Origin of the sequence: Microcystis sp. M20BS1, assembly GCF_020245305.1 — a bacterium.
GTDB classification, from domain to species: Bacteria; Cyanobacteriota; Cyanobacteriia; order Cyanobacteriales; family Microcystaceae; genus Microcystis; species Microcystis ichthyoblabe_A.
Map to the genome: position 1 here is coordinate 39,028 of NZ_JADBUZ010000087.1, position 6,928 is coordinate 45,955.

10 protein-coding genes and 1 pseudogene are annotated in these 6,928 nt (G+C 37.3%); 6 read left to right on the plus strand and 5 right to left on the minus strand.

What is annotated here, in order from left to right; genetic code table 11:
- The first annotated feature begins 224 nt into the window (after positions 1–224).
- A complete protein-coding gene (locus tag IM507_RS09000; RefSeq protein ID WP_287636911.1) occupies positions 225–1,583 on the plus strand; it encodes a protein kinase domain-containing protein in 1,359 nt (452 codons plus the stop codon).
- A gap of 183 nt (positions 1,584–1,766) precedes the next feature.
- Here the strand turns inward: IM507_RS09000 and IM507_RS09005 are convergent, their stop codons facing one another.
- From IM507_RS09005 to IM507_RS09020, 4 genes are all read right to left on the minus strand, one after another.
- Positions 1,767–2,018 carry a ParE family toxin-like protein gene (locus IM507_RS09005; protein WP_002736627.1) on the minus strand — a complete coding sequence of 84 codons (252 nt, stop codon included), beginning with the start codon at positions 2,016–2,018 and terminating at the stop codon, positions 1,767–1,769.
- Positions 2,019–2,219 (minus strand): hypothetical protein, encoded by a 201-nt coding sequence (locus IM507_RS09010; protein ID WP_002736204.1) that lies wholly within the window; start codon positions 2,217–2,219, stop codon positions 2,019–2,021. It lies immediately after the preceding gene.
- A 308-nt stretch (positions 2,220–2,527) separates the two neighbouring features.
- Positions 2,528–2,782: a ParE family toxin-like protein gene (locus IM507_RS09015; RefSeq protein WP_069475686.1), complete on the minus strand. Its 255-nt coding sequence runs from the start codon at positions 2,780–2,782 to the stop codon at positions 2,528–2,530.
- Positions 2,782–2,979, minus strand: coding sequence for a hypothetical protein (locus IM507_RS09020; RefSeq protein ID WP_002736352.1), 198 nt, complete (start codon positions 2,977–2,979; stop codon positions 2,782–2,784). The genes IM507_RS09015 and IM507_RS09020 overlap by 1 nt, the downstream gene beginning before the upstream one ends.
- Positions 2,980–3,326: 347 nt before the next feature.
- Here IM507_RS09020 and IM507_RS09025 point away from each other — a divergent pair, with 347 nt between their 5' ends.
- The 5 genes from IM507_RS09025 to xth all read left to right on the plus strand — a co-directional run bounded on the left by IM507_RS09025 (position 3,327) and on the right by xth (position 6,382).
- Complete coding sequence (locus IM507_RS09025) at positions 3,327–3,905, plus strand: lipase family alpha/beta hydrolase (protein ID WP_123230554.1); 579 nt, start codon at positions 3,327–3,329, stop codon at positions 3,903–3,905.
- 94 nt (positions 3,906–3,999) lie between these two features.
- Entirely contained in the window at positions 4,000–4,359 is a 360-nt protein-coding gene (locus IM507_RS09030; protein WP_103112024.1) for a ssr2422 family thylakoid membrane protein, read from the plus strand.
- A gap of 69 nt (positions 4,360–4,428) precedes the next feature.
- The gene (gene rplI / locus IM507_RS09035; protein ID WP_002737358.1) at positions 4,429–4,887 is read left to right on the plus strand and encodes a 50S ribosomal protein L9; all 459 of its coding nucleotides are present in this window, start codon (positions 4,429–4,431) and stop codon (positions 4,885–4,887) included.
- Positions 4,888–4,986: 99 nt separating this feature from the next.
- Positions 4,987–5,571: a chromophore lyase CpcT/CpeT gene (locus tag IM507_RS09040; protein WP_002737599.1), complete on the plus strand. Its 585-nt coding sequence runs from the start codon at positions 4,987–4,989 to the stop codon at positions 5,569–5,571.
- A 22-nt stretch (positions 5,572–5,593) separates the two neighbouring features.
- Positions 5,594–6,382 (plus strand): exodeoxyribonuclease III, encoded by a 789-nt coding sequence (gene xth / locus IM507_RS09045; RefSeq protein WP_002735626.1) that lies wholly within the window; start codon positions 5,594–5,596, stop codon positions 6,380–6,382.
- An 18-nt stretch (positions 6,383–6,400) separates the two neighbouring features.
- Here the strand turns inward: xth and IM507_RS23485 are convergent.
- A pseudogene (locus IM507_RS23485) lies at positions 6,401–6,613 on the minus strand (transposase); the annotation flags it as partial.
- Positions 6,614–6,928 lie beyond the last annotated feature (315 nt).

Genomic DNA, 6,928 nt, shown 5'->3' on the forward strand with positions numbered 1-6,928 from the left:
CTTTTATGAGGGTTAGAGATGTGATACAATTTGTCATCATAATCTCAAAGTTTTTTAACTTAGTGTGATCGCCTATAGATTGGGTTGAGGCACGAAACCCAACATGATCAATTATTGATTTATTGGAAAAAGTTAGGTTTAAAACCGTATTTCGTTCCGCATCACGATGCCGAAAGTCCCATTCATATTTCTACACAACGGAAAAATTAGCAAATTTAAGTATTATGCTAGATCAAATGATGAAGATGCTAGAAGGGCAACAAATAGGCTCTTATCGTCTTAATAAATTTCTCGGTGCGGGTAGTTTTGGGGGTGTGTTTCATGCTAGTGAAATGGTAAGAAATACGTCTGTTCAAGAAGTTGCTATTAAAGTTATTCCCGAAAGTAGCGATGATAAATTAATTGAGTTACAAAATGCCAGAAAGTTAGAACACTCTAATTTAATTAAGGCTTATTCGGTAGGTGAATTTCGTTTTCTCAATACTGAAATGCTTTATTTAGTGATGGAATTGGCACAAGGTAGCCTCGAAAATCACATTGCCAAAGGTAGTTTATCATCGGGTGAGATTAAAAATCTTACGGCTCAAGTGGCACAAGGTTTAAGTTATCTTCATAGTCAAAATAAGGTACATCGAGATTTAAAACCGGGTAATATTCTTAAGATTAATCAACAATATAAGTTAGCAGATTTTGGCTTAATTAGAACTTTAAATAACAAAAGTCATACTCAAACAGTGAATAATGGCGGTACAATTATTTATATGCCTCCTGAAGCGTTTAAGGGTGATATTTCAGCAGGTTGGGATATGTGGTCATTAGGTATTATGTTGATTGAAATGACGACTAATCAATTTCCCTATAAATTCGATAATGATATTAATCAATTAATGGCTAGGGTGATGAATTGTGATTTACAAATCCCTACTTTACCGAGGGAGTTTAAGCCAATTATTGAAGGTTGTTTGCAAAAAGATAGAAGACAAAGATGGACTGCACAACAAGTTTTAAATGCTTTACAACCACAAGCACAACCAACAGGCAAGATGCCTGTTTCACAAATACCACTTAAAACTGCTAAGGCTGATTTTACCCAATTAGATCGATATTTAAAAAATGGACAATGGCGAGAAGCAGATGAAGAAACTGCTAAGGTAATGTATGAAATTATGGGGCTAAGAACAAGAAAAGTTATGGGGACAGAACTAAGAGAATGTTTGTTAAAAGAAGATAATTGTAAAAATTTTTCTCGTGAAGAATTAAAAATTATTGACCAGCTTTGGGTAAAATATAGTGACGGTAAATTTGGCTTTTCCGTGCAAAAAAAAATCTGGTTAGAATGCGGCGGCGAAATCGGTATTTTTGATTGGGATATTTTCTGTAAGTTTGGCGATAAAATAGGCTGGCGTAAAGGCTGGTGGCTAGACAAAGAATGGTTATATTTCAGTTCACTGACTTTCTCCAGTGCTACTGCACCACGAGGACATCTTCCTGCTCTTGAGTTTGGTATACGATGGTGGTATGGGAGTGGAAAGGCAGATGCAAAGGAGAGGGCGTGTAATATCTTTCTTTTCTCTAGACTATAACATACAAAATATTTAAACAATCTAAAAATATTTGTCTGAAAAAGTGCGATCTTCTTTTTGTAGTAATGGCTTTAGCCATGATTAGCCCTCTCCGTGCTTACTACGAACTAAAAGTTCGATCGAACTTGTTGTAAGAGAGTTTTGAGGGTGCGATCTTTTTTTTAGAGGCGAGGGCGATCAGTTTTATTTCAATAATCTTTCATATTCTTCATGGCTTCCTATCCATACCCAAATATAATCTTCTCCATCTTTAAAAGCTAAAGCACGGTAATTAATACCAACTCTAACTGACCAAAATTTCCCTACTTTTTTAAAAGATAAAGAAGGATGATTTAAGTTATTTTTTAAGAGTTCAAAATTCTTTTTTGCTAAAATTTGAATTGGTTGAGGTAACTGATTAAAACATCTCCAAAATCTAGCATTAGTTCGATGCACTTATAACTCCTGCAATTGATTTTTACTCTTTTCTAATAAGGCTTCCTTAATTAGAAAGTCAAGTTTTCCCTCATTAGAATCTTCCTCAATTTCCTTATCCCATTTTTGCTCATCTAACTCATTAATCCAGTTTTTTAAATAGGTAAAGTCATCGGGGGTAAGAGTTTCTATTTCTGCCTGAATTGATTCTAATTTGCTCATACTATCTATTCTTAAGCACAATAGTTTTTGATATTCAGGTTTTATTTTAACATTTTTTAGCTAGAATGCGATCAGCTTTTCTTGTAGTTGTGATCGCTTTTTGGAGAGTTTAAGGGTGCGGGCAGCGTAGCTGTGCCTTCGGCATCGTCTTTTCTTGTAGCGGTAACTTTAGCCATAATTTAACCCTAAAGGGTTTACTACGAACTCAAGTGCGATCGAACTTGTTGTAAGAGAGTTTTGAGGGTGCGATCGCTGTTTTCAGGGAGTTGGTGGTGCGATCTTTTTTTTAGAAGCGGGGGCGATCGCTTTTATTTACTAATTAATCTATCATATTCATCATGAGTACCAATCCAAAACCATAAAATCCCATTTTTAACTTCAATTCCTAACGCACGATAAGCTTTTCCGACTCTAACAGACCAATATTTATTAACTTTCTTAAAATGTAATGAGAGATGATTAGGATTAGTTTTTAATAATTCATAAGCAATATCTGCTATCTGTTGTATATCTTCGGGTAGCTGATTATAAAACAACCAAAATTTACGGTTAGTATAGTGCATTAAATTTTGTCATAATCTCCCGCTTCAAATTCAGCCAGTGCTTCTTGAGCTAAAGCATCTAATTTTCCTTCCTTAATATCTTGTTCTAATTGTTTATCCCACTGCAAATAATCTAAGTCTAATAACCAATTTCTTAACTTAGCAAAATCAGTTTTAGAAAGATTTAAAATTGCATTCTCAATTTGTTCAATAGTCATAATTATTTTAAAATTTAAGGTTTTTGATAAATCAGCTTAATTGGATTATAGCATCCTATCAATTTTTTGCAAGAGAGTGTGAAGTACGATCGAACTTTGTGGGGAGTTTGAGGTGCGAGCGGAGTTGAGAATTGCGATCAAACTTGTTTTAAGAGAGGTTTGGGGTGCGATTGCGAAAAATGTCTTTTCCATTGTTGAGGATTACGTTTGACATGAAAACAAGCCAAAACGAAAATTAAATCATCTTGAATTAGTGCGATCGCCCTTTTATTTCTAAAAAATTTTTTCGATAATTACCCGTATCATCCGTTAGAATAGATCTGAAATTAAAGGATAAACCCTCATCTATGAATCCTGTCGTTTTAGTGCATGGTTTTCTGGACACTACTGCTGTTTTTAAACCGATGAGTGAGTATTTAACCCATCATGGTTGGCAGGTGCATAGTTTTAATCTAATTCCCAATCATGGTTACGAAAAGTTAGAAGTTTTAGCCGGCCAGGTGGACAATTATATCGAGAAAAACTTTGCTAAAGAGCAGAAAGTAGATCTGATTGGGTTTAGTATGGGAGGATTAATTACCCGCTACTACCTGCAAAGATTAGGAGGGGTGGCAAGAGTGCAACGTTACCTAAATATTTCTGCCCCGAATCGAGGCACTTTAACCGCATATAGTTTACCCTTAGATGGGATTAGACAAATGCAGCCGGGGAGTCAATTTCTAGAGGATTTAAATAAAGATTGTCAACAAATTTTAAATAAAATTAAAACCACAATTATCTGGACTCCCTACGATTTAATGATATTTCCTGCCCATAGTTCCCGTTTATCGGTGGGCAAAGAAATTTCCATTCCCGTATTGCTTCATGCTTGGATGGTCAAAGATAGCCAAGTTTTAACAACAATTAAAGAGACCTTATTAGAATAGAAATACTGGTTGTCTCCAACACTGGAACAAGGTCAAAATATTACCAATAAAAACGTTAATTATCATCAAAAAAGCTTGACTTAGGGTTATAATTGTGCTAGGCGATCAAATTCCCCAAGGTGTCACCATGTCCACTCAAGAACCCACCCTAACCGATGTTCTCAACGAACTGAAAAGCTTCCAAACAGCAGTAAATCAACGTTTTGAGGCGATAGATCTACGTTTTGAGGAAATAGACCAACGTTTTGATGCTATGGGACAACGCTTTCAGGAAATAGACCAAAGATTAGACAAGCTCGACTATAAATTTGACACCTACGAAAAAGCCTCCGAGAAAGTGCTGAGATTGGCCACGACAATTATTATCGCAGCCGCCACCGTAGCGGTTTTACCCTCGGCCTTTCAGGCAATCGGTCCCCTATTAACCCAAATAATCGCCGCCGGCAATAACTAACTTGTGATCGAGACTTGACGATTGCATGGTATGATAAAGGTTTTGGAACTATTGTTTTAGGTCAAGATCATGGCGAAACGAATGCAGGTTATCCTCAATCAAAAAGTCAGCAAATTAGGTGAAAATGGCGATGTGGTGGAAGTGGCACCCGGTTATGCCCGCAATTACCTTATTCCCCAAGGTGTGGCCGTTTTAGCCACCAAAGGCGCGATTAAACAGGCAGAATTTAGGAAAGAAAAAGAGCGTCAACGTCTCCTCGCCGAAAAACAAGAAGCGGAAACCAGAAAAACTGCGATCGAAAAACTCAGTCCCTACACCATCCCTAAACAGGTGGGTGAAAACGAGGCGATTTTCGGTACTGTCACCAGTCAAGATGTGGCTACGGTTATTCTAGAAAATGCTAAATTAGAAATCGATCGCCGTGGTATTACCGTTCCCGATATCGGTCAATTGGGAGTCTATAAAGTACAAGTCAAACTCCATCCCGAAGTTAGTGCCGATATCGAAATTAAAGTAATTGCACAATAAAAATTGTCGGGGCATAGTTATCAGTAATCAGTGAAAATTTATCAGAGCGATTAACTAGCTGATCGCTGATAGCTAATAGCCATTAAAATATCAAAAATTATGACTCATTCTACGGATATAAAAACCCTAGCACGCTGGATGGCGGCCGATTTTAGTAATCAAGAACAAGCTTTTGCTAATCCGCCTTTTTTTGCCCATATTCGCGTGTGTATGCGTCCTTTACCCGATGAATTACTGAAGGGAACCAGTTTATTTTTAGAGCAGGCCTACGATTTTATGCTCAATACTCCCTATCGTTTACGAGTATTTAAATTATCGGTAGTCGATGACCATATTGAACTAGAAAACTTTAAAGTTAAAGAGGAAGCTAACTTTTTTGGTGCTTCTAGAGAACCCCAGCGTCTCAAAAATCTCAGCTTAGAGTTATTAGAACCGATGCCGGGTTGTGATATGAATGTAACTTGGACAGGTAACAGTTTTAAAGGGGTGGTGAAACCGGGGAAACAATGTTTAGTCTTTCGCAAAGATAAAATGACTTATTTGGATAATAGTTTTGAAATTAGTGAACAGGGATTAATTAGCGTTGATCGCGGTTTAGATCCCGAAACCGATCAATTAGTCTGGGGTTCGATCGCCGGTCCCTTTGAGTTTGTGCGTCGCAGTAGTTTTGCTGAGGAAGTATGAGAAAAATTCTCGGTTTTTAGCTATGAAAATCGCCACATGGAATGTCAACTCGATTCGCAGCCGACAAGATCAGGTAATTAATTGGTTACAACTCAATCCCGTTGAGGTTTTATGCTTGCAAGAAACCAAGGTAATCGATCGAGATTTTCCCAGAGAAGCTTTTGAATCTTTGGGTTATCATCTCTATATTTCTGGACAAAAATCCTATAATGGTGTGGCGATTTTTAGCCAGAAACCCCTGGACGATATCACTGTGGGATTCAGTCCAATTATCGGCGAAAATTTAACAGGAGAACTGGACGAACAGAAACGGCTAATTACTGGAGTAATCGGCGATATTCGGATTATTAATCTCTACGTTCCTAATGGTTCTTCCCTAGATAGTGATAAATATATTTATAAGCTTAAATGGTTAGAAACTCTTAGGAAATATCTAGATAAAATTATTAATTCTCAACCCCAGGAATTATGTATCTGCGGTGATTTTAATATTGCCTTAGAAGATAAAGATATTTATGATCCCAAAGGCAAAGAAAATCATATTATGTCTTCAGCTAAAGAAAGAGAAGCTTTAGAAAAGGTCTTAGAAATTGGTTTACAAGATGCCTTTAGAAAATTCACCTCAGCAGCAGGACATTATAGTTGGTGGGATTATCGCAGCGGTGGTTTTGCTCGTAACCGAGGTTGGCGAATCGATCATCTTTATTTAACTCCTCAGCTATACGAAAAAGCCGTTAATTGTCTGATCGATCGAGAGCCCAGAAAACAAGAAAAACCTAGCGATCATACCCCCGTTATTCTCGAAATATAAGGCAAAAATAGCTAACTTCAAGGAGGGTTTTTTCGGCTGGTGACAGTAAGCAATCAAACCACAGAGAAGATTAACGCAAAAATTAACAGGACTGCGGTGGTGGGAATGTTCAATCCCAGAGATGTTCTTGAGTTGGTCAATAATAGTCTCGACAATAGAACGCTTACGGGATAAAAGCTGGTCATGAAGGCGGATTAAGCGATTTTTCAGGTTCCGTTTGGGTTTAGCAAAAAACTCAATATCCGTCGTCGACAGGACAGAAAAGAGCTTCTCGACTAGACATAGATGGGTTGGGGGTGCTGAGTTTATATATTTTTCAGCTTACTAGCCCCCGCCTTTTCTTTCCACCCTTATCCCGAACTGACGTTAATATAAATTGGGGGCTCTTCTAGGTTCTGTGTGAGCATGGTATAATAGTAACACAGAACAGGAGGTGGGTTATGTGGATAAATTTTGATCAACTCCTCGATTTACCAAATGTAACAGTGGTCAATTATCAAAAAATTGCTCAGACAATTTTCCTAAAGCTCGCTCTTTTAAATGAAA

Excerpts from the sequence above, each read along its gene's own strand:
- IM507_RS09000 (WP_287636911.1), top strand. The coding sequence starts at position 225 with ATGCTAGATCAAATGATGAAGATGCTAGAAGGGCAACAAATAGGCTCT.
- IM507_RS09010 (WP_002736204.1), bottom strand. The coding sequence starts at position 2,219 with ATGAGCAAATTAGAATCAATTCAGGCAGAAATAGAAACTCTTACCCCC.
- IM507_RS09015 (WP_069475686.1), bottom strand. The coding sequence starts at position 2,782 with ATGCACTATACTAACCGTAAATTTTGGTTGTTTTATAATCAGCTACCC.
- IM507_RS09020 (WP_002736352.1), bottom strand. The coding sequence starts at position 2,979 with ATGACTATTGAACAAATTGAGAATGCAATTTTAAATCTTTCTAAAACT.
- IM507_RS09025 (WP_123230554.1), top strand. The coding sequence starts at position 3,327 with ATGAATCCTGTCGTTTTAGTGCATGGTTTTCTGGACACTACTGCTGTT.
- rplI (WP_002737358.1), top strand. The coding sequence starts at position 4,429 with ATGGCGAAACGAATGCAGGTTATCCTCAATCAAAAAGTCAGCAAATTA.
- IM507_RS09040 (WP_002737599.1), top strand. The coding sequence starts at position 4,987 with ATGACTCATTCTACGGATATAAAAACCCTAGCACGCTGGATGGCGGCC.
- xth (WP_002735626.1), top strand. The coding sequence starts at position 5,594 with ATGAAAATCGCCACATGGAATGTCAACTCGATTCGCAGCCGACAAGAT.